The 21,227-nt window shown below is 70.7% G+C and carries 19 protein-coding genes; 18 read left to right on the plus strand and 1 reads right to left on the minus strand.

Annotation, left to right across the window (positions count from 1 at the left end; genetic code table 11):
• From VFW66_12530 to VFW66_12545, 4 genes are all read left to right on the plus strand, one after another.
• On the plus strand, window positions 1-238 hold a 238-nt coding region (locus VFW66_12530; protein HEX5387525.1), incomplete at its 5' end, for a hypothetical protein.
• 274 nt (window positions 239-512) lie between these two features.
• Window positions 513-1,310 carry a helix-turn-helix domain-containing protein gene (locus tag VFW66_12535; GenBank protein ID HEX5387526.1) on the plus strand — a complete coding sequence of 266 codons (798 nt, stop codon included), beginning with the start codon at window positions 513-515 and terminating at the stop codon, window positions 1,308-1,310.
• 347 nt (window positions 1,311-1,657) lie between these two features.
• Window positions 1,658-1,864 (plus strand): hypothetical protein, encoded by a 207-nt coding sequence (locus tag VFW66_12540; protein ID HEX5387527.1) that lies wholly within the window; start codon window positions 1,658-1,660, stop codon window positions 1,862-1,864.
• Window positions 1,864-2,991: an HD domain-containing phosphohydrolase gene (locus tag VFW66_12545; protein ID HEX5387528.1), complete on the plus strand. Its 1,128-nt coding sequence runs from the start codon at window positions 1,864-1,866 to the stop codon at window positions 2,989-2,991. The genes VFW66_12540 and VFW66_12545 overlap by 1 nt, the downstream gene beginning before the upstream one ends.
• A 27-nt stretch (window positions 2,992-3,018) precedes the next feature.
• Here the strand turns inward: VFW66_12545 and mazG are convergent, their stop codons facing one another.
• A complete protein-coding gene (mazG, locus tag VFW66_12550) occupies window positions 3,019-3,804 on the minus strand; it encodes a nucleoside triphosphate pyrophosphohydrolase (GenBank protein HEX5387529.1) in 786 nt (261 codons plus the stop codon).
• 32 nt (window positions 3,805-3,836) lie between these two features.
• Here mazG and alr point away from each other — a divergent pair, with 32 nt between their 5' ends.
• The 14 genes from alr (at window position 3,837) to purM (ending at window position 21,218) form a co-directional block, all read left to right on the plus strand.
• Window positions 3,837-4,925: an alanine racemase gene (gene alr / locus VFW66_12555; protein HEX5387530.1), complete on the plus strand. Its 1,089-nt coding sequence runs from the start codon at window positions 3,837-3,839 to the stop codon at window positions 4,923-4,925.
• The gene (locus VFW66_12560; protein ID HEX5387531.1) at window positions 4,922-6,091 is read left to right on the plus strand and encodes a phosphopentomutase; all 1,170 of its coding nucleotides are present in this window, start codon (window positions 4,922-4,924) and stop codon (window positions 6,089-6,091) included. Before alr ends, VFW66_12560 begins: the two co-directional genes overlap by 4 nt.
• Window positions 6,092-7,294 carry a hypothetical protein gene (locus VFW66_12565; protein ID HEX5387532.1) on the plus strand — a complete coding sequence of 401 codons (1,203 nt, stop codon included), beginning with the start codon at window positions 6,092-6,094 and terminating at the stop codon, window positions 7,292-7,294.
• Window positions 7,295-8,449 (plus strand): hypothetical protein, encoded by a 1,155-nt coding sequence (locus tag VFW66_12570; GenBank protein ID HEX5387533.1) that lies wholly within the window; start codon window positions 7,295-7,297, stop codon window positions 8,447-8,449. It abuts the gene before it with no gap.
• 51 nt (window positions 8,450-8,500) lie between these two features.
• Window positions 8,501-9,814 (plus strand): tRNA (N6-isopentenyl adenosine(37)-C2)-methylthiotransferase MiaB, encoded by a 1,314-nt coding sequence (gene miaB, locus VFW66_12575; GenBank protein HEX5387534.1) that lies wholly within the window; start codon window positions 8,501-8,503, stop codon window positions 9,812-9,814.
• On the plus strand, window positions 9,811-10,104 hold the full coding sequence (locus VFW66_12580; protein ID HEX5387535.1) for a late competence development ComFB family protein: 294 nt from the start codon (window positions 9,811-9,813) through the stop codon (window positions 10,102-10,104). The genes miaB and VFW66_12580 overlap by 4 nt, the downstream gene beginning before the upstream one ends.
• 196 nt (window positions 10,105-10,300) lie before the next feature.
• Window positions 10,301-12,457, plus strand: coding sequence for a DNA internalization-related competence protein ComEC/Rec2 (locus VFW66_12585; GenBank protein ID HEX5387536.1), 2,157 nt, complete (start codon window positions 10,301-10,303; stop codon window positions 12,455-12,457).
• A gap of 4 nt (window positions 12,458-12,461) precedes the next feature.
• Window positions 12,462-13,541 carry a class 1 fructose-bisphosphatase gene (gene fbp / locus VFW66_12590; protein ID HEX5387537.1) on the plus strand — a complete coding sequence of 360 codons (1,080 nt, stop codon included), beginning with the start codon at window positions 12,462-12,464 and terminating at the stop codon, window positions 13,539-13,541.
• A 24-nt stretch (window positions 13,542-13,565) separates the two neighbouring features.
• Window positions 13,566-15,116 (plus strand): methylmalonyl-CoA mutase family protein, encoded by a 1,551-nt coding sequence (locus VFW66_12595; GenBank protein ID HEX5387538.1) that lies wholly within the window; start codon window positions 13,566-13,568, stop codon window positions 15,114-15,116.
• 49 nt (window positions 15,117-15,165) lie between these two features.
• Entirely contained in the window at window positions 15,166-17,172 is a 2,007-nt protein-coding gene (locus tag VFW66_12600) for an APC family permease (GenBank protein ID HEX5387539.1), read from the plus strand.
• 81 nt (window positions 17,173-17,253) lie between these two features.
• Entirely contained in the window at window positions 17,254-17,607 is a 354-nt protein-coding gene (locus VFW66_12605) for an FmdB family zinc ribbon protein (GenBank protein HEX5387540.1), read from the plus strand.
• Window positions 17,604-19,247 carry an arginine--tRNA ligase gene (gene argS, locus VFW66_12610; GenBank protein ID HEX5387541.1) on the plus strand — a complete coding sequence of 548 codons (1,644 nt, stop codon included), beginning with the start codon at window positions 17,604-17,606 and terminating at the stop codon, window positions 19,245-19,247. Before VFW66_12605 ends, argS begins: the two co-directional genes overlap by 4 nt.
• Before the next feature lie 4 nt (window positions 19,248-19,251).
• Window positions 19,252-20,169 (plus strand): PfkB family carbohydrate kinase, encoded by a 918-nt coding sequence (locus VFW66_12615; protein ID HEX5387542.1) that lies wholly within the window; start codon window positions 19,252-19,254, stop codon window positions 20,167-20,169.
• Window positions 20,166-21,218: a phosphoribosylformylglycinamidine cyclo-ligase gene (gene purM / locus VFW66_12620; GenBank protein HEX5387543.1), complete on the plus strand. Its 1,053-nt coding sequence runs from the start codon at window positions 20,166-20,168 to the stop codon at window positions 21,216-21,218. Before VFW66_12615 ends, purM begins: the two co-directional genes overlap by 4 nt.
• The last annotated feature ends 9 nt before the right edge of the window (window positions 21,219-21,227 follow it).

The following is a 21,227-nucleotide window of genomic DNA, read 5'->3' on the forward strand; positions in this document are numbered from 1 at the left end:
CTTGATGCAGTTTGGCGATTTTGAGAAAGGCCGACGCGCGCTCAAGGCGGCACTCCGCCTCGCTCACCGGCATCGGCTTCATGCTTGGTATTTCCGCATTGAGCGCATCCTCTCCGATGCCGCCGATGGCATATGTCGGGAGTCTCTGTTCGTGCATCCGCAGTCTGACGACTGCGCGAGGGTGGTGGAGGTTCTGGAGCTCAATCTCCGAGGGCAAGTTGCGCACGCAGCCGGGTAGGTGTGCCGGTGCACGATTGCCCCCGGAGCTTGGCCGCCTAGTTCCGCGCGCCCTGGGTCTCGCTCAGCGACGGGTGGGACGAGTCTGAGGGTCCGGTTGCATCATTGCGAGTGCATGCGCCCGCCAGGAGTGAGACGGTGAAGAGAACGAGTGCGATCGACGCTTTGCGCGGCATGGGGGTCCTCCAAGGATGACCATGGGTTCGGTGGCACGGTCAATCTCGGAATCCCCGGCGCCCGTGTTCAGGCCTCGTTCGCGACATGTACGGCCCCAAATGCGACACCTGCTCCTCGCCGCCGTGGCGCCGCGGCGGCTCACGCGCCTCGGCGAGCTGGGGAGCGCGTACTGCGAGTGGATCGTCGCATCGAGCTGGGCCGAGGCCGTCGCGAGCATCCGCCGCCACCCGGTCGAAATGGCGGTGGTAGATCCCCTCCTTGGAGGGCGGTCGGGTGCGCAGGAGATCGCGCGCCTGCGCGCCATGTTCCCCTCGCTGCCGCTGCTCATCTACACCGACCTGACGCCGCCGATGGCGAGCGCCTTGTTGCAGCTCGGCCGCGCGGGTGTCACTCGCGCGCTGTTCAGCGGGATCGACGACGGGCTGGGAACGCTCCAGGCGGAAATCGGGCTCGAGCTGCATCGGAGCGCCTCGCGCCAGGTGATCGACGCGCTCGGCGGCGTCATCAACAACCTGCCCGCGAACATCCGGCTCGCGCTGCACGGCATGCTCAATCAACCCGGCGCCGCTCCAACCGTGGCCGAGTTGAGCCGCCGCGCGCGCGTCATCCGGCGCACCTGTGAGCGCTGCTTTACCCGGCGCGGTCTGCCGCCCCCGAAGACGGTCATTCTGCTCGCACGGCTGCTCTACGCCCACCGGCTGCTGCTCGACCCCGGCAATACGGTTGACGATGTCGCCGCGAAACTCGGCTACGGCAAGACCCGGACATTGCAGGCGCACTTGCGCTGGGTCTTCGGCATGACCGCCGGCGAGGCGCGCGCGGCTCTCACCATCGAGCAGGCGGCCGCCGCCGTCACCGATCGCTTCTTTCCCAAGCCGACCCGCGCCGCCTCCTGACCCCTCCGGCGCTCGCCTCCACCGGCTCGTCGCGGGCGGAGCCACATCGGCGCCGGTCGCTGACAGTTTCAGAGTGACACAAGGTGTCGCAAATGGGGCCCTGCCTGTCGCATTCGGGGAGGTGATCTCCGCGCCCGCGCCGGGCTAACCTTTGCCGGTACGCCCCGCCCCGACTTCCGACAGGGAATTCCATGCGCCTCACGCTCGTGTTGACCCTGGTGGCCGCTTGCGCCCCGGCGTCGGCTTCGGTGCCGGCCGCGGTGGCGCCAACGCGGTCCGCTCTGGATTCGGAGTCGGCCGGCGCGCAATGGCGCCGAGGCGCCCGTGACAGCGCGACAGCGGTTGCGGTGGCCTGTGAGATCCTCCGCGATCTGCGCGATGGCGCTCGAGCGCGGGATTGCCGAGTGGAGGGCTACCGCGACACCGCGGCGGCGTACGTGCTTCGCGTGCGCGAGATCGCCGAGGGCGCGGGGTCCGCGGACGCTCCCATCTCCGAGGTGCGGCTCACCAAGGACGGCTTGAGCGCTACGCTCACCCGTATTCCCCAGCCTTGATGGCCAGCACGTCAATTGCCGCCGGCGGGTACTTGCTGTTGGTCGACGCACCCGGCCGGGAGCGCGATGCCGTCGAATCGGCCCTGCGCGGGTTGAGTCACGCCGTCGAGGTCGCGGACACCGGCGCGCAGGCGATGGCCGCGCTCCGCCACGCGAAGATCGCGTGCGCCCTCGTCGCCCTGATGCTGCCCGACATGTCCGGCGCCGACCTTGCCGGCTCCATCGGACGCTTGGAGCCCGGGGCCGGCGTCATCGTGCTCGGCACCCGGGACAGCGCGGAACTGGCCGTGCGGCTCCTGCACCAGGGCGCCGCGAACTATCTGGTGCACCCGGTCTCGCCCGCAGCGCTCGACGCTGCCGTTCGAGCCGCCCTCGAGCGCCGTCAGGCCCTGCTTGCCGATGCCGACCGCCGGCAGCGCCTGCATGCCGAGGTCGCCGCGCTCACGCTCGAGCTCCGCGCTGAACGCACGGCCGCCGCGCGCGTTTCGGTTTCCGTCCTCGAGTCGCTGGTCCAGTTGATGGAAAGGCGGGATGCCTTTCTCGCGGGCCATTCGGTGCGGGTGGGCCAGATTGCAGCGAGCCTTGCCGCGGAGCTCGGCCACACGGATGAGGAGATCGAGCAGGTGCGCGAGGCGGGCCGCCTGCACGATGTCGGCATGCTGTGCATCGGCGACGGCATCCTCGCGAAGAAGGGGCCGCTCACCGAGGAGGAGTTCGCGCAGGTAAGACAGCACGTCGTGATCGGCGCTGAACTGGTGGGGCGTCTGCCCGGCCTCGGGATCGTGAGCGCCGCAATCCGCGGCCACCACGAGAAATGGGACGGGACCGGGTATCCGGACGGCTTGAGCGGTGAGGCGATTCCCTGGGCGGCGCGCCTCATCGGCGCCGCCGAGATCTACGACGCGCTCACCACCAGCCGGCCATATCGCGAGGCGACGACCGCGGCCGGCGCGGTTGAGCAGATGCGCGGGCTCGTGGGCCGTGCCCTGAGCCCGGAAGCGTTCGACGCGCTGGCCAACACCGTGGAGCGCCGGCGCGCGCTCGTGTTCATCGACGGCGGCCGCGACGAGGCGTTGCTTGCATCCATCGAGGGAAAGGACGTGCTCGGGGGACCTCCCGCGATGTGACCGCGTCCGGCGGCTCACGTCGGCGAATCACGGCCCCTCCCGCTTCACCTCTTCCCACATCCTGTCCAGCACCTCGAGCCCCGCCGAGTCGAGCGCGATCCCGCGCTCGGCGGCGAGACGCTCGACGGCGGTGAAGCGGTCGCGGAATTTCCGGTTGGCGCGATCGAGCGCCGGCCCCGGTGCCACGCCCGCCTTCCGCGCGAGGTTCACCACCGCAAAGAGGAGGTCGCCCACCTCGTCAACCACCCGGTCGTGTGCCACGCCGTTGCTCCCCGGCCCGTGCGCCGCGAGCGCCTCCTCCACCTCCGCCAGCTCCTCGCGCACCTTTCCGATCGGGCCCCGCGCGTCGGGCCAATCGAACCCCACCGACGCCGCTCGCTCCTGGAGACGATGGGCGCGCAGAAGGTCAGGCAGCGATGCCGGGAGGCCATCCAGCACGCCACCGGCGCCGAGCCTTTCACGCCGCTTGAGCTGCTCCCACGGCTCGGGCGGGCCCAGATCGAACAGGTGCGGGTGGCGCCGGTGCATCTTGCGCTCCATCGTGTCCGCCACGTCGTCCGCGGTGAACTCGCCACGCTCCTCGCCCAGCACGAGCTGCCACGCGAGATGGAGCAGGAAGTCGCCCATCTCGTCGCGGATGCGCGCGGTGTCGTCGCAGGCCAGCGCCTGATCCAGCTCGAGCACCTCCTCGACCAGATACGGGCGAAGCGTGGCGCGCGTCTGCGCCCGGTCCCAGGGGCAGCGCGTCCGGAGGTCGCGCACCAGCGCCATCGCCCGCGCAAGCGGCCGCTTGCGCGCGGAATCGTGTTGCATCCATCCCTCGGCGTGGATTAAGATTCGCCCGCGTGACCACCACCATTTCATGCGAGACGGCCCGCGCCTGGGTCGACGTCGACCTTGGCGCTCTGGCCGCCAACGCAAAGACGGTCGCCGCGATCGCCGGCGGCCGCCTGCTTCCCATGGTCAAAGCTAACGGCTACGGCCTCGGCGCCATTCCCGTGGTGCAGGCACTGGAGCCGCTCGAGCCGTGGGGCTATGGGGTCGCGAGCACGGTGGAAGCGGCGGAGCTGCGCGCCGGCGGCATCGCGCGGCCGATCGTGCTTTTCACGCCGCTGCTCCCGGCGTGGATCGACCGCTGCCTCGCGCTCGACGTCAGGCCGGCCATCGGCGACCTCGAGGCGCTCCGCGCCTGGACCGCACGCAGCGAGCGGCCGTTTCACCTGGAGATCGACACCGGCATGTCGCGCGCCGGCTTCCGGTACGACGATCCCGCGCTCAGGGATGCGGCGGGCGCCCTGCTCGACGCGGCGCCCGGCTGGGAGGGCGCCTTCACCCACTTCCATTCGCCCGGCTGCGAATCCGCCACCGAGTTGCAATGGGCGCGCCTCTGCGCCGCGCTCACCACGTTGCCGCGCCGGCCGGCCTTGGTACATGCCGCCAACAGCGCCGCCGCGGTGCGCGGGCGCCGGTACACGGCCGACCTCGTGCGTCCCGGAATCTTTCTCTACGGTGGAGGAGAGACGACGCCTTCGCCGCGCCCGGTGGCCGCCTTCCGCGCGCGCGTGGTGGCGCTCCGCCGCGTGGCTGCCGGCGCCACGGTGAGCTATGGCGGCGATTGGCGCGCCGAGCGCCCCACCACGATCGCGACGGTGGCCGCGGGCTACGCCGACGGCGTGGTGCGCGCGGAGGGGCGCCCGCGCCACATCGAGCTCAACGGCCGGCGCGTGCCGGTAGTGGGGCGCGTGGCGATGGACATGATCATGGTCGCGCTCGCCGACGACCATGCCGTGTCGCTGGGCGATATCGCGACCATCTGGGGCGGTCTCGTGTCGCTTGACGAGCAGGCCCGCGCGACGGGCACCATTTCCTACGAGCTGCTCACCGCGCTCGGCCCCCGCGTGCCGCGCCGCTACGCGCCGGAGCCGCCGCGGTGACGCGACGCGCCGCGATCATCGTCATCGACGGCCTCGGCATCGGCTCCGCGCACGACGCGGCGAGCTACGGCGACCTGGGCAGCGACACGCTGGGCAACGTGGCGCGCGCGGCCGGCGGCCTTTCGCTCCCGAATCTCGAGCGCCTCGGTCTCGGCCGCTGCGGAGACCTCCGCGGTGTGCGCGCGATCCCGAGCCCCACGGCGGCGTTCGGCATCGCCGAGCCGGCGAGTGCGGGCAAGGACAGCACCACGGGTCACTGGGAGCTGTGCGGCGTGCTGCTCGAGCAGCCGTTTCCGACCTACCCGCACGGATTTCCGGCGGAGGTCATTGACGAGTTCGCCCGCCGCACGGGACGCGGGGTGCTCGGGAACAGGCCGGCGAGCGGCACGGCGATCCTCGACGAGCTGGGCGCGGAGCATCGGCGCACCGGCAAGTGGATCGTCTACACCTCGGCCGACAGCGTCTTCCAGGTGGCGGCGCACGAGGACACGGTGCCGCTTGCCGAGCTCTACGCCGCCTGTGAGACTGCGCGGGCGCTGCTTCAGCCGCCGCACGCGGTATCGCGCGTCATCGCTCGGCCGTTCGTGGGGACGCCGGGTGCCTGGCGCCGCACCGGCGGCCGCAAGGACCTGAGTCTCCCGCCGCCGGGCCCGACGCTGCTCGATCATCTGGCGCGGGCGCATCAGCCGCGGATCGGCGTGGGCAAGGTGGACGATCTCTTTGCCGGCCGCCACATCTCCAGCATCCACGCGCCCACCAACGCTGAGGCGTACGCGCTCATCGAGGGCGCGCTGCTCTCGATGCATCGCGGGCTCCTGCTTGCCAACGTGATCGAGTTCGACCAGACCTGGGGCCATCGGAACGACGTGGCGGGTTTTCGCCGCGGGCTCGCCGAGCTGGACCGCGCGGTGCCGCGTCTTCTCGCCGGGGTTCGGCCGGATGATCTCGTTATCTTTACCGCCGATCACGGCAACGATCCCACGACCCCGTCCACCGATCATTCGCGGGAAGTCGTCCCGCTGCTCGTCTACGGGCCCAAAATCCGGCCCGTGGCCCTCGGCCGCCGGAGCACGTACGCCGACGTGGGCCAGACGGTCGCGGACTTTCTCGGTGTGGCGCCGCTCGCGGCGGGCGTCTCGTTTCTGCAAGAGGTGTGGAGTGAATAAGTGCTGAGGCACGCCGCGCTCGTGGTGGTGGCCATCGTGGCGTCGACCGCCTGCCAGGAGCAGCTCACGCAGCCGGCGAGCTGCCCCGAGCTGTGCCCGGGGGGCACGGCGGATGTAATCGAGGAGGTGCTCACCGCCACGCCGGGTGGCGATTCGACCTTCACCGGATACGCGCTCCGCGGGAGCGGGGCCGTGCTCCTCGTCTCGGCAGGCCTCCCCACCGCTCCCGACACCGACATCGCCGTCGTCCGCTTCGATCCGCGCGCCGACTCGGTCACCGTCGGCACGGCGCGCGTCCCCTATACCATCGATTCGATCGCGCTGGGCGTCGGCATCGTTCAGCGTGATACGACGGTGCGGCCGGCCAGCGTGCTCCTCTACCGGCTGCCGTCGACCATTGACACCACGAGCCTCACGTACGCGGGCGTGCACGCGCTGCTCACCCCATCGAGTCTTGTCGCGACGATCCCGCTTCCCGACACGCTCGTTCAGGGCAACGTGACGGCGGTGCTCAAGGGCGCGGCGCTCGCGCCGCTCACGTTCGGGCCGGCCGACGGCAACCGACTTGCACTCGCCGTGGTGCTGCAGGTGCCTTCGCCGACCGGCATCACGATCGGCGTGGCGGAGAGCAATTTCGCGCCGACGTTCGTCACCTACGTCAAGCCGATGGTGGCGACGCCCCCGACGACAAGCCGCGCCGTCCTGCCGACGATCGAGTTTAATTCCTGGGTGAGCAAGCTCAGCGGCCCGCCGCCGCCGGACCTGCTCTCGATTGGCAATGCGCCGTCCTCGCGCTCGCTCATCCGCTTTCCGTGGCCGCTCCGGCTGCGCGATTCGGTCGCGATCGTGCGGGCGACCCTCGAGCTCACGCCCGCGACGCCGGTGGTCGGGCTCAAGCCGTTCCCGGGCAACATCCAGGCGTTCGCCCTGGTGACCGATCTCGGTGCCAAGTCGCCGTTGCAGCCGCTCCCGGGAGACACGGTGATCGCCCGGCTGCCGCCCGGGTCCGGCACGGTCACGCTCGAAGTCGGACAGCTGGTGCGTTTCTGGCAAGGCACCATTCGGCGCCCTCCCGCGCTCTTCATCGCGGCGGACCCCGAAGCGGCGACGTTTACGCAGGCGACGTTCGGTTCGACCCGCTCAGGCGTCCCGCCGAAGCTTCGCCTTTCCTATCTCCGCTCCTTCCCGTTCGAGAGGCCATAGGTGCGCCGGCTTCTGTTGTTCTCTCTCATCGCCGGGCTTTCTGCCGCGGCGCTGCCGCCGTCGGCGCAAGCGCAGTCGTCCGAGTTCGGCGTACGCGGGCTCGGCTTTCCCGGCCGCGAGCAGTCCGCGCGAGCGCTCGGCTCGGCGGGCGCGTTCGCGCTCTTTGACGGTGAGTCGAGCCTCGATCCCGCCTCGCTCGGCTATCTCACGAACCTCACAGCGGCCTTCACCGTCATGGCCGACTATCGTTCGTCCGACTCGCCGGCGGGCGCGGCCTCGATCCGCAACACCCGGTTTCCCCAATTTCTGGTGGGCGGCCCCATCAAGAACACGCCGCTCTGGGCTGCGCTCAGCTACTCGAACTACACGACGCGCGACTTCAGCCTCGTCCAGCCTTCCACGATCACGCTGCGCGGCTTACCCGTGAACGTCGTCGACACGCTCGAGAGCCGCGGCGGCCTGAACGACATCCGCGTCGCCGTAGCATACCGGCCCGGGGCGCGCTGGGTGATCGGCCTCGCCGGGCACGCAATCACCGGCACCAACCGGCTCCAGTTCACCCGCGACTTTTCCGATACGCTCTACGCCACCGTGGCGCAACGCTCGGAGCTGTCGTTCCGGGGCGTGGGCATCTCGATCGGCGTGCTGGGTCAGCTCGCCCGCACGCTCGCCATCACGGCGATGGCGCGCACCGACGGGCACGTCACGCTCGAGCGGGACTCGACCGACGTGGCGCCCATCGATCTGCCTCTTACGGTGGGCGGTGGGCTCCTGTGGCGCCCCACGGCCAAGCTCAGCGTCGCGAGCCAGGTGCGGGCGAGCAACTGGTCCACCTCGAGCGCCGACCTCGTCGGCCTGGGTGGTGTGGGCGCCAACAACACGCTCGAAGCATCCGCCGGCTTCGAGTACACCCCGAACCCCCGCAGGCCCGGGCGCCTCCCGCTCCGCCTGGGCGTGCGCTACGCCAAGCTGCCATTTCCGCTCGTGGCCGGAGCCAAGCCGAAGGAATACGGCGTCGCGATCGGGAGCGGCTTCAGCTTCGCCGCCGACCGCGGGGCGCTCGCGCTCGCCATCGAGCGCGCCTGGCGTTCGGGCGACCCCGGCTATTCCGAGCACGCATGGCTGATCACGACCGGGGTGACCATCCGGCCCTGAAATGCGGCCCGATCCTTCCCGCCGTCACGACCCCCGGAGTATCTTCTCCGCATGCCTCCCCGGCTCTACATCGAGACCTACGGTTGCCAGATGAACGTGGCCGACACCGAGATCATCTTCGGGATCTTCGGCCGCGAGGGCTATGAGCGCACCGACGAGCCGGGGGAGGCGGATGTGGTCCTGGTGAACACCTGCGCGGTGCGGGACAACGCGGAGCAGCGCGTCATCGGCCGGGTGGGCGAGCTGCAGCGCCACCGCCGTCCGGGCGGCGTGCTTGGCGTCGTGGGGTGCATGGCGCAGCGGCTCGGGCCGCGCTTGCTCGAGCAGGGCGGGCGGGTGGATCTCGTGGCCGGACCCGATTCGTATCGACGGCTGCCGCTGCTTCTGGGCCTCGCCCGGAGCGGCGAGCGGGTGAGCGACACGTCGTTTCGCGGGTGGGAGCACTACGAAGACGTGCCAGCCGTGCGCGAGCCGGGCCCTGCCGCGTTCGTCACCGTACAGCGCGGCTGCGATTATAAGTGCACGTTCTGCATCGTTCCGTACACGCGCGGACCGGAGCGCAGCCGTACTTTGGGCGGCGTGGTGGGCGAAGTGGAGCGGCTCGCGGCGGAGGGCGTCACCGAGGTCACGCTGCTCGGGCAGACCGTCAACAGCTATTACGACGGCACCCATGATTTCGCGGACCTGCTGCGTGCGGTGGGCGGGGTGGACGGCATCCGCCGGGTGCGGTTCACCAGCCCGTACCCCACCGACTTCACCGCCCGAGTGATCGAGGCGATGGCCCAGACCGCCGCGGTGTGCGAGCACGTGCACCTGCCGGTGCAGAGCGGATCGAACGCCGTGCTCCGCCGGATGCTCCGGCGTTACACCCGCGAGCGCTACCTCGAAGTGGTGGCCGAGCTGCGCGCCGCCATGCCGGGCATCACCTTCTCGACCGATATCATCGTCGGTTTTCCGGGCGAGACCGACGCCCAGTTCGAGGAGACGCTGTCGCTCGTCGCGGAGGCCGATCTGGACGATGCGTACACCTTCCGCTACTCGCCTCGCGAGGGGACGCCCGCCGTGCGGCTCCGGGAGGCCGTGCCAGGCGAGGTCGCGTCGGAGCGGCTCACCCGCCTCATCGACGTGGTGCGCCGGCAGGCGCGGCGGAAGAACGTGGCGCGCGTGGGCGAAACCCACGAGGTGCTTGTCGAGCGCCCGGCACGGCGGGGCGGTCTCATGCTCGGCCGCACCCGGCGCAACCATCTCGTGCTGCTCGAGCTGCCGGAGCACGCGGTGGGGGAATATCGACCGGTTCGGCTCACCGGCACCACCGGGTCCACGTTCACCGGTCGCGTCCTCACACCGGAGCTCGCCCTCCTGTGATCCACAACCTCGCCGAAGACCACGTGGCCGCCGCCTACGACGCGCTGCGGCACCATTTCCCAGACTTCTGCGGCTGCGATCTCTGCCGCGCGGACGTGATGGTGTACGCGCTCAACCGGGTGCCGGGGAGCTACGTCGCGACGCTCGAGGGATCGGTCGTGACCGAGGTGAACCTGGAGCGGGAGCAGAGTCGTGCTGCCATCGATGTGGTGGTGATGGACGGCTTGCGCCGCATCGCGCGTGCGCCGCGGTGCGGGCGGCGCGGCGCGCCGGGGGTGCGGCGCACCTGACGCCGGGGCGGGCGCGCTGGTGAAGGCCCGCCCGCCGATCCTCTTCACCGTGGCATTCGGGGCCGGTCTCGCGACCGGCCTTTTGCATTTTTGGGCGCCAGTCTGCGTTGCGGTGGTACTGCTCGGATGGATGGCGGTGAGCGGCGGCGGTTCGGCAGGACCGACCCCGGCGCCCCCCGCGGCTTCCATCCGCGCGGTGGCAGGCCTCCTGGCGGCAGCGGCCACACTCGGCGGCGTCGAAGCGGCCGTTGCTCTCGCGCGTGAAGCACAGGCGTGTGCGGTGCGGCTCCCTGCCGGCACGCTTTCGCTCCGCGTCCGCTTGCTGGAGCCGATCGACTCCGCGGGCGGCCAGGTGCGCGTGCGCCCCGTCTCCGCCGGCTGCGAAGGAGACGTGACGGCGCGCTGGCCGGCGGCGCATGCCGCGGACGCCGGTGCCGAGGCGCGAGTCACCGCACGGTGGATCGCGCGGCCGCAGTGGTCGGGGCGGGGCGATGGGACGCTCGTTGTGTCGGGCGTGCACGCGAGCGGCGCCTCGGTGCTCGCTTCCGGCGCTGCCGAGCGGCTCCGCTCCTGGGCCACAACCGCCGCGCGGAGGCTGTATGGCCCGCGCGCGGAGCTGGTCGAAGCGCTCGTGCTGGGCCGTAGAGTCGGCCTCGAGCCCGCCCTCCGGGACGACTTCGCGCAGTCCGGCCTCATCCACCTGCTCTCGATCTCCGGCTTTCATGTGGGGCTCGTGGCCGCGTGGGTGGCGCTCGCCTGCCGTGCCGCCGGCATGCGTCGCGAGCGCGCGCTCCTCGCGGCGGCCGGCACCGCCGTGCTTTACGTGTCCTTCCTCGGCTGGCCCGCGCCCGCCACGCGCGCCGCCCTCCTCGCGGTGCTCGCCGCCTGGTGCCGCCAGCGCCAGCGGAACGTGCGGGCGAATCCGCTGCTCTCGGCCACCTGCCTAGCGGTGATGCTGATCGACCCGTGGGCCGTGCTGGACCTCGGTGCCTGGCTCTCGGCCGGCGCTCTCTGGGGCGCTGCGACCGCCACGCGCTGGAGCGACCGCGCGCTCGGCACGTCGTGGGGGTGGCGCGCGCTCTCCTCATCGATCGGGGCCACGCTGGCCACGGCGCCGCTCACGGCGGCGGCGCTCGGCACCGTCGCGCCGATCGGGATCGCGCTCAACTTCGCGGCGATCCCGCTCGCCGCAGTCGCGGTGCCCGGCGTGTTCGCGAGCCTGCTGCTTCTGCCCTTCGCGCCGGATGCCGCGGCGTCGCTTGCGGCCGGGGCGGGGCTCGGCCTCCATCTTATCGAGCTGCTGGCCGCCGTGGGCGCCGCGGTGCCGGGCGGCCACGTCGTGACGGAGGCGGGTCCAGGTGCGGCAGTCCCCTGGCTCCTGGCGCTCGCCGCCTTCCTCTGGGGCATGCACGCCCGCACTACGCGCGCGGAAGCGCTCCGCCGCTGGGCCTGGGTCGGGGCCTTCGCACTCTGGATCCCGCTGGCGCTGCAACTTGGCCGGCCGGCGGCTTATGGCCCTTCAGACCTCACGTTACATTTCCTCGACGTGGGGCAGGGAGACGGAGCGGTGTTGCGGACACCTCGCGGCCATTATGTCGTGGTCGACGCTGGTCCGGCCGGAGGGCATGGGGCAGGGGGACGCGCCGACGCCGGGCGCCGGGTGCTGGTGCCTTTTCTCGCCCGCGAGGGCGTGGCGGAGATTTCAGCGATGATCGTCTCCCACGCCCATGCCGATCATGTGGGCGGCGCCGCCGCGGTGCTCGACCGGTTTCATACCGACCTGGTCATCGAGCCGGGTGAGCGCTATGCCGATCCCGTGTACTATCATTTCCTCGATGCCGTCGCGGCCGATGGCGTGCCGTGGCGCCCCGGGCGCCCGGGCGATCGCTTCACCCTCGACGGCGTGAGCTTCACGCTGCTGCACCCGAACCCGGCGTGGCCGCACTGGGGCGAGGATCTGAACGAGGATTCGGTGGTGCTGCTGGTGCAATACGGCGGCTTCCGCGCGCTCCTTCCGGGCGATGCGGGTCTCGTGGCGGAGCACTGGCTGGCCGGGCGCGCGGGCCGAGTGGACTTTCTCAAGGTGGGCCACCACGGGAGCCGGGGTGCCACGGGCGATGCGTGGCTCGACGAGCTGCACCCCAAGGCAGCCGTGGTCTCGGTCGGCACGCACAACACCTACGGCCATCCCTCGGCCGAGGCGCTCGCGAGGTTGCGTGCGCATGGGGTGGCGGTCTGGCGCACCGACCAGGACGGCCAAGTGGATGTCGTCACCGATGGCGCCACGATGACGGTGCAGAGCCGCACGCGGCGGCAGGTTTTCTCAGTACAGGATTCGTTGGATGGAAGGTGAACGCATGCCGGACACACCCTCACCCGCGGAGCCGACTGTGCTGCCCACGCCATCCGTCACCACGATCGAGCGCTTCATCCTGGATCAGGAGAGCAAATACCCCGAGGCGACGGGCGAGCTCTCGAACCTTCTTTACGACATCGCGCTCGCCGCCAAGATCATCGCCGCCGCCATCCGCCGCGCCGGTCTCGTCAACATCCTCGGCACCATGGGCTCGTCCAATGTGCAGGGCGAAGAGCAGCAGAAGCTCGACGTCTTTGCCAACGAGACGATCAAGCAGTGCCTCAAGCATACGGGTCGCGTCTGCGCCATGGCGTCCGAGGAGGACGAGGATATCATCCCGATCCCGCCCGAGTATCCCGCCGGCAAGTACACCGTGCTCTACGATCCGCTGGACGGTTCCTCCAACATCGATGTGAACGCGGCGGTCGGCACCATCTTCAGCATCTACCGTCGGGTGAGCCTCGAGGGCCGCGGCACCGTGGCCGACGTGCTGCAGCCGGGGTGCAAGCAGGTGGCGGCGGGGTACGTGATGTACGGCTCGAGCACGATGCTGGTGTACACGACCGGGCAGGGCGTGCACGGCTTCACGCTCGATCCCACGATCGGCGAGTTCCTGCTCTGCCATCCCAAGATCGTGACCCCGCGGGTGGGGAAGTACTACAGCGTGAACGAGAGCAACTTCGGGCGCTGGAGCAAGGGGATGCAGGCGGCGGTGCGTGCGCTCAAGGGCGATGCGCCCGACCGGATCAAGCCCAAGAACAGCCGCTACGCCGGCTCGCTCGTGGCCGACTTTCACCGCAATCTCATCGCCGGCGGCATCTTTCTCTATCCGGCTGATTCCCGGAATCCGCACGGCAAGCTGCGCCTGCTCTACGAGGCGAGCCCCATGGCGTACATCGCCGAGCAGGCGGAAGGCTCGGCCACCGACGGCACGACGCGCATCCTCGACATCATGCCGGACCGTCTGCACCAGCGCACGCCGCTCGTGATCGGCTCGCGGGAGGATGTGGGCTTCGTGGCCGACACGCTGCGCGAAGTGGCGCTGCGCCAGAGCGGGCCGGTGCCGACGCCCGCGTTGTGAGCCGCGGCCGATGAGCGGCGCCAGGTGAGCGGCGAACGCAAGATCCTCTACGGCCCGGGCGACTGGACCGCCGACCCCGCGCGCGAGCTGGGCGCGCCGGGCGCCTTTCCATTCACCCGCGGCGTCTACCCCGCGATGTACACCGAGCGGCTCTGGACCATGCGCCAGTACGCCGGCTTCGGCACGGCGGAGGAAACCAACGCGCGTTTCCGGCAGCTCCTCGCCGCGGGACAGATGGGCCTCTCGGTGGCATTCGACCTCCCGACCCAGATGGGGTACGACTCCGACCATCCGCTCGCGCGCGGCGAAGTGGGGCGGGTGGGTGTGGCGATCGACACGGTGGACGATCTCGCGCTCCTCCTTGACGAGATTCCGCTCGACCGCGTGTCGACCTCGATGACGATCAACGCCACCGCCGCCATCCTGCTCGCCATGTATGTGGTGGTCGGCGAGGAGCGCGGCGTGCCGAGGGCGCGGCTCACCGGCACGGTGCAGAACGACGTGCTCAAGGAGTACGTGGCGCGCGGCACCTACATCTATCCGCCCGGGCCCTCGCTCCGCCTTGCCGCTGACCTCTTCCGCTTCGTGGCTCACGAGGGGATGCGCTTCAATCCGATCTCGATCAGCGGCTACCACATGCGCGAGGCGGGGGCGACGGCGGTGCAGGAGGTGGGGTTCACGCTGGCCAACGCGCTGGAGTACGTGCGGGTGGCGCTCGCGGCGGGGCTCGCCATCGACACCTTCGGCCCGCGGCTCTCGTTTTTCTTCGCGAGCCACAACCATCTGTTCGAGGAAGCGGCCAAGTTCCGCGCGGCGCGGCGGCTCTGGGCCCAACTCGCGCGCGAGCGTTTCGGCGCGAACGATGCCACGGCGCGGCTCCGCTTCCATACGCAGACCGGCGGCGTCACGCTCCAGGCGCAGCAGCCGATGAACAACGTGGTGCGCGTGGCGTACCAGGCGCTCGCCGCGGTGCTGGGCGGCACGCAGTCGCTCCACACCAACGGCTACGACGAGGCGCTGGCGCTCCCCACCGCCGAGTCGGCGACGCTGGCCCTGCGCACGCAGCAGGTGCTGGGCTACGAGAGCGGCGTGGCCGATGTGGTCGATCCGCTCGCGGGGAGCTACTACGTCGAAGCGATGACCGACCGGATCGAGCGCGACGCGCGCGCGTTGATCGAGGAGGTGGACCGGCTGGGCGGCGCCGCGGCCGCGATCGAGCGGGGGTTCTATCAGGAAGCCATTGCGCGGAGCGCCTACGAGATCCAGCGCGCGCAGGAGTCCGGTGCGCGCACCGTCGTCGGCGTGAACCGCTTCACCGACGACTCGGCGCCGCCCGGCATCGAGACGCCGAATTTTCCCGAGCTCGAGGCCCGCCAGCGCGAGCGGCTCGCGCGCACCAAGTCCGCGCGCGACGCCGGTGCGGTCGCGGCGGCGCTCGCCGCGCTCTCCACGGTCGCGCGCGGTGCCGGCCCGCTCATGCCACCCATCCTCTCCGCGGTGCGCGCGCGCGCAACGCTCGGCGAGGTGAGCGACGCGCTGCGGCTTGCGTGGGGCGTGTACCGGCCGGCGGCGTGACCGGCCCGATCGCTTGCGCGAGCACCACACTCGGCTAGCTTGCGCGAGCATGGAAACCAGTCCGGCAGCGGACTCCGAGCCTCCGAGTCCCCCGCGCGAGCCGCGGCGCCTGAGGCAGCTCGTCTTCGGCAAGCCGCGCGATCTCGCGGATACCACGCTGATCCATCGGCTCTCCCTGATCCCGTTCCTCGCCTGGGTAGGTCTCGGCGCGGACGGGCTTTCTTCTTCCGCTTACGGTCCCGAAGAGGCGTACCGGGCGCTCGGAGAGCACACCTTCCTCGCGCTGGGCCTCGTTGTCCTCATGGCCACGACCGTGCTGCTCATCTCGGCCGCGTACAGCCGCATCATCGAGCAGTTCCCGAGCGGAGGCGGCGGCTATGTCGTCGCCACCAAGCTGCTCGGGCCCAAAGCGGGCCTCATTTCCGGCGCCGCGCTGCTGGTGGACTACGTCCTCACCATCACCACCTCGATGGCCGCCGCGGGCGACGCGCTGTTCAGTCTGGGCCCGGCGGCGTGGCAGCCGCTAAAGCTGCCGGTCGAGATCGCGCTGCTCGTGGCGCTCACGACGCTCAACATCCGGGGCGTGCGCGAATCGGTGATCGTGCTGCTGCCCGTTTTTCTCCTGTTCCTTGTCACCCACGTGCTGCTGATCGGCGGGGCGGTCGTGGCGCACCTGCCGGCCATCCACAGCACCGCCGCGCACGTAGGGGCGGGCTACACCCACGCCATGCGTGCGCTCGGGGTGGGCGGCCTCATCCTAATCTTTCTCCGCGCCTACTCCCTGGGCGGCGGCACCTACACCGGCATCGAGGCAGTCTCGAACGGCCTGCCGATTATGCGCGAGCCGAGGGTGCGTACGGCCAAACGCACCATGGTGTACATGGGCGCATCGCTCGCCTTCACGGCCTCCGGCCTGCTCCTCTGCTACCTGCTCTGGCAGGTGACCCCGGTCGAGGGCAAGACGCTCAACGCGGTGCTGATCGAGCGGCTGGTGCGCGACGTGCCGCTCGGTGGCCTCTTCGTGGGGCTCACGCTCTTCGCCGAGGGCGCGCTGCTGGTGGTTGCCGCGCAAGCCGGCTTCATCGACGGGCCGCGGGTGCTGGCAAACATGGCCATCGATTCCTGGGTCCCGCACCGCTTTGCCGCCCTCTCCGACAGGCTCACCACCCAGAACGGCATTGTGCTCATGGGCGCCGCGTCGCTCGCCGCCCTGCTCTATACCCGCGGCGACGTGAGCCACCTTATCGTCATGTACAGCATCAACGTGTTCCTCACGTTCTCGCTCTCGATGTTCGGCATGCTGCGCCACTGGTGGCGCGTGCCTGGCGCAGCGGAGGCGCGGCGCCGGCGCCGGATTGCGCTGTTCGGCGCCGGATTCGCGCTCTGCGCGGGCATCCTCGGAATCACCGTGTTCGAGAAGTTTCTCGAGGGCGGGTGGGTGACTCTCACAGTGACCGGCCTCGTGGTGGTGCTCTGTCTCCGCATTCGCGGCCATTATCGCTACGCGGCGCTCAAGATGGCGCAGCTGCACCGCGAGCTCGGCGACCTCCCCGCGCGCGAAGGTACGGCCAACCTCGGCGCACCCGACCCTGCGGCCCCCGTGGCTGGCGTACTGGTCGCGAGCTACGGCGGCCTCGGCATTCACACGGTGCTCAATATCTTCCGCGCCTTCCCCGGGCACTATCGGGGTCTCGTCTTCATTTCGGTCGGCGTGGTGGATTCGGGCGAATTCAAGGGTGAGCACGCGGTAGACCAGTTGCGCGAGCGCACCGAGGCGATGGTCGCACGCTACGTGCGCTTTGCGCACGGGCTCGGAATCCCGGCGGCCGCGCGCTCAACGGTGGGCATCGACGCCGTGGCCGAAGCGGAGCAACTCTGCCTCGAGGTCGCGCGGGAATACCCCCGGATCACGTTCTTCGCCGGCAAGGTGATTTTCCAGCGCGAGCGCTGGTACCAGCGCCTGCTGCACAACGAGACCGCACTCGCATTGCAGAAGCGGCTGCATTGGGCGGGCAAGACTATGGTGACGCTGCCCGTACGCGTGCGCGAGGCGTAATCGCTGGTATACCACCTGCTTGAACCCCTCTTCCGGCGCCGCTAAGTTTCCGCGCTGATTTCATTTACCGCCCCGAGCCCCATGCCGACCTACGAGTACGTCTGCCCCGCCGGGCACGAGTTCGAGAAGTTCCAGAAGATGAGCGACCGACCGCGGGCCAAATGCCCGGTCTGCGGCCGCCCGGCCACGCGCCGGATGTCGGGCGGGGCGGGCCTCGTCTTCAAGGGCAGCGGCTTCTACATCACCGACTACGGCAAGGACGGCAAAGGCCCCCGCAAGGCGCCCGAGGGCGAGAAGGCGTCGGGCGAGAAGAGCGGCGGCGAGAAGGGCGCGAGCGACAAGCCGGCCGCGGAGAAATCCTCGGGCGAGTCGAAGAAAGGTGACGCCCCGGCCAAGTCCGAGTCGAAACCCGCGCCCAAGAAGGCCGCGGAGTGAGCGACGTGCTCCGCGCCGAGCTGGCGCGCGCCGCCGAGCGTCTGGGCGCCGGTGGCATCGACTTCGTGCTCGAGCGCCCGCGCGATGCCGGCCACGGCGATCTCGCCACCAACCTCGCCCTCGTGCTCGCCCGGCGCGACCAGGCGAATCCGCGTCAGGTGGCCGCGCGCGTGCTCCAAGAGCTGCACCTCTCGCGCGATCTCGTCGCCCGCACCGAAGTCGCGGGGCCCGGCTTCATCAACTTCTGGCTCGCCGAGGACGCGCTGGCGTACGGCGTGGCGCAGATCCTCGAGCACGGCGACGCGTACGGCCGGAGCGAGTTCGGCATCGGGCTCAAGGTGAACCTCGAGTTCGTCTCCGCCAATCCGACGGGGCCGCTCCACGTGGGCCACGGCCGCGGCGCCGCGGTAGGTGACGCCATCGCATCGCTCCTTCAGTGGACCGGCCACGCGGTTACCCGCGAGTTCTACGTCAACGACGCGGGCGTGCAGATCGACCGGCTGGCGCAATCGCTCTGGGCCCGGGTGCAGCAGGCGCGCGGCCGCGACGCCGAGATCCCCGAGGGCGGCTATCACGGCCTCTATCTGGCCGAGGCGGCGGAGCAGGTGCTCCGGCGCGAGGGGCGGGACTTTATCGACCTGCCGGCGGAGGAGGGCATTCGCCAGTGCCGTGCGCTTGCGCTTGCGATGCAGCGCGAGGAGCAGGACCGGGACCTCGCCGACTTCGGTGTGCGCTTCGACGTCATCACCTCGGAGCGCGCACTCTACGAGGGCGGCCTGGTGGACGAGGCGCTCGTGCTGCTCGGGGAGAAGGGACTCACCTACGAGAAGGACGGCGCGCTCTGGCTCCGCACCACCCAGTTCGGCGATGACAAGGATCGCGTCCTCCGGAAGAGCGATGCATCGCTCACTTATCTCGTGCCGGACATCGCCTATCACGTGGACAAGCGCGCCCGCGGCTTCGATCGTGCCATCGACGTCTGGGGCGCCGACCACCACGGCTACGTCCCCCGCATGCGCTCGGTGCTCTCGGCGCTCGGCCTGCCGCCCGAATTCTTCGAGGTGGCGCTCATCCAGCTCGTGAAGGTCGTGCGCGGCGGCGAAGAGGTGAAGATGTCGAAGCGCTCGGGCGAGTTCGTCACGCTCCGCGACCTGCTCGACGAGGTCGGCGCCGACGCCGCGCGCTACTTCTTCCTCATGCGCCCCGGCGATTCGCAACTCGTCTTCGACGTGGAGCTGGCCCGGCGGCAGACGGAGGAGAACCCGGTGTTCTACGTGCAGATGGCCCACGCGCGCCTCACCGGCATCTTCCGCACGGCGGGGCGCGAGCCGGAGACGGTGGCCGGACCGCTCGACCTCGCGGCGCTCCCGGCGCCGGAGGACAGCGAGCTGCTCAAGCGGATGGTGCGGTTTCCGGAAATCGTGGAGCGCGCCGCGCGCGAGCGCGAGCCGCACCGCATCACCAACTACCTGCAGGAGCTCGCGACCTCGGTCCACGGCTGGTATCACCACACCCGCGCGGTCGGCGCGCCCGAGGGCGCGCCCACCGAGCACGCGCGGCTCCTTCTTGCGCGCGCCGCGCGCATCGTCCTTGCCAACGCGCTCGCCGTCCTCGGCGTCTCCGCGCCCGACCGGATGTGACCTGATGAGCCTGCTCGTCGTCGGCAGCATCGCGCTCGATTCCGTCTTCACGCCATTCGGCGAAACCGCCGACGCGCTGGGCGGCTCCGCCGTGTACTTCAGCGTGGCGGCCTCGCTGCTGGCACCGGTGGGGGTGGTCGGCGTGGTGGGCCGCGACTACCCGTGGGCCGAGCTCGAGCGCCTGGCACCGCGCGGCATCGACTGGTCGGGTGTCGAGCGCGCCGACGGCGAGAGCTTCCGCTGGAAGGGCAAGTATTCCTACGACCTCCAGAGCCGTGAAACGCTGGAGACGCGGCTCGGCGTCTTCGCGCAGTTCTCGCCCAAGCTGCCGGCTGGCTTCCGCTCGGCCGAATATCTCTTCCTCGGCAACATCGATCCCGACTTGCAGCTCGGCATTCTCGATCAGGTGGCGCGGCCCCGCCTCGTCGTGTGCGACACGATGAACTACTGGATCCAGGGCAAGCGCGACGCGCTGCTCGGCCTGCTCGAGCGGGTCGACATCCTGATGGTGAACGACGGCGAGGCGCGCGAGCTGTCGGGCGACTGGAACGTGCACCGCGCCGGGCGCTGGATCCTCGGGCGCGGGCCGACGTCCGTCGTGATCAAGCAGGGCGAGCACGGCGCGCTCCTCATCGAGGCCGGCCGCACGTTCTACGTGCCGGCGTTCCCGCTGGAGGAGGTCTTCGATCCGACCGGCGCGGGCGACAGCTTTGCCGGGGGGTTCATGGGCTACCTTGCGCGCGCCGGCGCCAGCGGCCGCGACCAGCTGCGGCGCGCCATGGTGTACGGCGCCGCCATGGGCTCCTACGCCGTGGCGAGCTTCGGCATCCGCGGCTTCGATGGCGTGACGATGTCAGACGTCGAGCGGCGGGTCCACGCCTTCCGCGATCTGACCCACGTGGTCCTGGCGGAGCCGGTGTGATCGGGGGCGGACAGGCGGACAGGCGGACAGGCGGACGCTACGCGGCGGCGGGGGTCGACTTGGCTGCGGCGGAAAGCGCCAAGGAGACGATCGCGCGGCTCGTCGCGGGGACGCGCACAGCGCTCAGCGTGGGCGAGGTCGGGGCGTTCGGCGGGATGGTGCGGGTGCCCGCCGGCATGCGGAAGCCCACGCTCGTGCTCAGCACCGACGGGGTCGGCACCAAGGTGCTGGTGGCGCTCGCGGCCCGGCGGCTCGGTGGCGTGGGCGAGGATCTCGTCAACCACAGCGTCAACGACATCCTGGTGCACGGTGCCGCACCCATCGCGTTCATGGACTACATCGCGGGCGCGGGGCTCACGGTGGAGCAGACGGCCGAGATCGTCGAGGGCATCGCGCGCGGCTGCCGGGTGCACGGCATGGCGCTGGCCGGCGGCGAGACGGCGCAGATGCCGGGACTTTACGCGCCGGGCACGTTCGACCTGGCCGGGACCATCGTGGGCGTGGTGGAGGAGGACGCGGCGTTGCACGGCGATCGGATCGTGCCGGGCGATGTGCTGCTGGGCTACGCCTCGACCGGGCTCCATACCAACGGCTACTCGCTCGCGCGCCGAGTGATCTTCGAGCAGGCGGGGCTCGCGCTCGACGACGTGCTGGGCGAGACCGGCATGACGGCGGCCGACGCGCTGCTCGCGGTCCACCGCAGCTACGACCGCAGTGTGAGACCGGTGCTCGACCGCGTGCACGGACTGGCGCATATCACGGGCGGCGGCATCGCGGGCAATCTGGTGCGGGTCCTGCCCGCCGCATGCGCGGCGACGGTGGACCCCGAGAGCTGGGAGTGGCCGCCGCTCTTTCGATACTTGAGCGAGGCGGGCGGGATCAGCACCGAGGAGATGCGCGACGTCTTCAACCTCGGTGTCGGGCTCATTGCCGTGCTGCCCGCGGACGCGGTGAGCGCCGCGCAGGCGGCGGCGCGCGCCGATGGGGTCGACACCTGGCCGTTGGGCGAGATCAGCCGTGGCCCACGCGCCGTGCGATTCGCCCGCTGATCACGGATG

Source organism: Gemmatimonadales bacterium (genome assembly GCA_036279355.1).
Taxonomy (GTDB): Bacteria; Gemmatimonadota; Gemmatimonadetes; order Gemmatimonadales; family GWC2-71-9; genus DASQPE01.

What these genes read in the sequence shown, in the direction of transcription:
- VFW66_12535 (HEX5387526.1), top strand. Translation starts at nt 513, where the DNA reads ATGCGACACCTGCTCCTCGCCGCCGTGGCGCCGCGGCGGCTCACGCGC.
- VFW66_12545 (HEX5387528.1), top strand. Translation starts at nt 1,864, where the DNA reads ATGGCCAGCACGTCAATTGCCGCCGGCGGGTACTTGCTGTTGGTCGAC.
- mazG (HEX5387529.1), bottom strand. Translation starts at nt 3,804, where the DNA reads ATGCAACACGATTCCGCGCGCAAGCGGCCGCTTGCGCGGGCGATGGCG.
- miaB (HEX5387534.1), top strand. Translation starts at nt 8,501, where the DNA reads ATGCCTCCCCGGCTCTACATCGAGACCTACGGTTGCCAGATGAACGTG.
- fbp (HEX5387537.1), top strand. Translation starts at nt 12,462, where the DNA reads ATGCCGGACACACCCTCACCCGCGGAGCCGACTGTGCTGCCCACGCCA.
- VFW66_12600 (HEX5387539.1), top strand. Translation starts at nt 15,166, where the DNA reads ATGGAAACCAGTCCGGCAGCGGACTCCGAGCCTCCGAGTCCCCCGCGC.
- VFW66_12605 (HEX5387540.1), top strand. Translation starts at nt 17,254, where the DNA reads ATGCCGACCTACGAGTACGTCTGCCCCGCCGGGCACGAGTTCGAGAAG.
- VFW66_12615 (HEX5387542.1), top strand. Translation starts at nt 19,252, where the DNA reads ATGAGCCTGCTCGTCGTCGGCAGCATCGCGCTCGATTCCGTCTTCACG.